The 2,106-nt window shown below is 59.4% G+C and carries 1 protein-coding gene; it reads left to right on the plus strand.

Annotated features, from left to right (window positions below; all coding sequences use genetic code 11):
• Positions 1-1,970, plus strand: a 1,970-nt coding sequence (locus tag F6X37_RS35555) for an Ig-like domain-containing protein (RefSeq protein ID WP_262420166.1), incomplete at its 5' end; no start/stop codon positions are given.
• Positions 1,971-2,106: the final 136 nt, after the last annotated feature.

The following is a 2,106-nucleotide window of genomic DNA, read 5'->3' on the forward strand; positions in this document are numbered from 1 at the left end:
ACACGATCATCGTGATCGACAACGGCACGCCGATTGGCGAGACGACGGTCGACGAGGAGGGCAACTGGAGCTTCACGCCTGAGACGCCGCTGGAAGAGGGCGAGCATCAGTTCACGGTGGTGGAGCGTGATCCCGCGGGCAACGAAAGCAGGCCGTCGGAGCCGCACGTGGTGATCATCGATACGACAGTGCCAGCACTGGTACTGAAGGCACCTGAAGTACCGGAGATGGCAGACGGTGTAATCGACGCGACAGAGGCCAGCGATGGCACGTGGGTGTTGATCCCTGCCTATACGGGCATGGTCGCGGGTGACGTGATCACGATTGACTGGAACGGCAAGAGCTACGAGCACGTGGTGGGGGCGGTCGACGTACTCACCGGGATCAAGGTGAAGATCCCGGCAGACGATCTGATCGGGCAGGACACGGCGTTCGACATCTCCTATACGGTGACGGACGCAGCGGGCCACGTCTCATCGCCGAGTCCGACTACCCATGTGAGGATTTACACGATGGGACTGGACAAGCCAGAAATTGACGAAGTCATTGACGACGTGGGTCCGGTTCAGGGTCCGGTGGACAATGGGGAGAGCACGGACGACACGACGCCGACGCTGGTGGGCAAGGGCGAACCGGGTGACACGATCATCGTGATCGACAACGGCACGCCGATTGGCGAGACGGAGGTCGACGAGGACGGAAACTGGAGCTTCACGCCTGATACGCCGCTGGGCGAAGGCGAGCACGAATTCACGGTGGTGGAGCGTGATCCCGCGGGCAATGAAAGCAAGCCGTCGGATCCGCACGTGGTGATCGTGGATACGGTAGCGCCGACTGCTGAGGCGTCCATCACATACATGGGCAAGGACAGCGGAATGGACAGCGGCGACTTCCTGACCAATGATGGCTCAGCAGGCCGTTTGATTATGGGCGAGCTGACGACAGAACTCGCGGCCAACGAGAGGGTTCAGGTGTCAGTGGATGGCGGCAAGACCTGGCAGGATGCGATGGTCGACAACAAGGGACGTTGGGTATTCCAGGACAATACGGCGCACAACGCCTCCTGGACGATCCAGACGCGCGTGGTCGATACGGCTGGCAATATTGGCAAGGTGGCGTCACAAAATGTAACGCTGGATACGATTGCCCCGTCGTCGATACTCGGGGTCTCGTATGACATGGTGGGTGAGATTGGCCGCCTCACCGTGACGCTTTCTCCGAGTGCCATGGCGGGCGATACCCTACTGGTTGCAGTGGGTGACGTGCGATTCCACATCTACGTGACTAGTTCGGATATAGCTCGCGGATCGGCCAGCGTGGAGATGACGTCCGGTGCTATAGCAGCGATTGAGTCAGGTGCTGCATATGGGGTTGCGGTTATGGATGCTGCTGGCAATAGCTCTAACTATATCGTTGGGGAAAGCGGTACCTCTATCGAGACGGAACAGCTACATGTCGTGAATCCGGGAACCCTCCTCTCGGGTCGCGAGCCCTTCGACACCTACGTCGGCACCGATGCAAATACCGTCTTTACGGTGGACGACGTTAATGAAGTGATGGACGCCGGGTTCATCTTTGGCAACGGCGGTCTAGACACGCTGAAGCTGGCAGGCGCTGGCCAGACCTTGGACTTGGGCAAGGTTAGCTTTGTGGTGTCGTCGATCGAAGTGTTCGACATTACCGGCACGGGTAACAACACGCTCAAGCTTTCGCTGGGCGATGTGCTCGAGCAGGGCGGCAAGGACCTGTTCATTGCTGATGGCCGCACGCAAGTGATGGTCAAGGGCGATGCGGGCGACAAGGTCGAACTGTCCGATCTGCTGCCGGACGGAGGCGACATCGGCGACTGGACGCAACAGTCTGGCAACACGACTGTGGGTGGCATCGAGTATGACGTCTTCTACCATTCGGGTCTGAACGCCGAACTGCTGGTGCAGCACGGTGTCGAGACGGTGCTGAACAACCACTGACCTCCGGATGGTCCGCGACGCATGACCTGCGTCGCGGACCCGGAATCACCAACCATTTAATCAGGCTCCCTGAGCAGCATCGCGTTGCCCGGGGGACCGTTTTTGACGAACTGACCATGACTTTCAATCAAACCCT

This window comes from Paraburkholderia sp. 31.1 (assembly GCF_014397645.1).
In the GTDB taxonomy this organism is placed as follows: Bacteria; Pseudomonadota; Gammaproteobacteria; order Burkholderiales; family Burkholderiaceae; genus Paraburkholderia; species Paraburkholderia tuberum.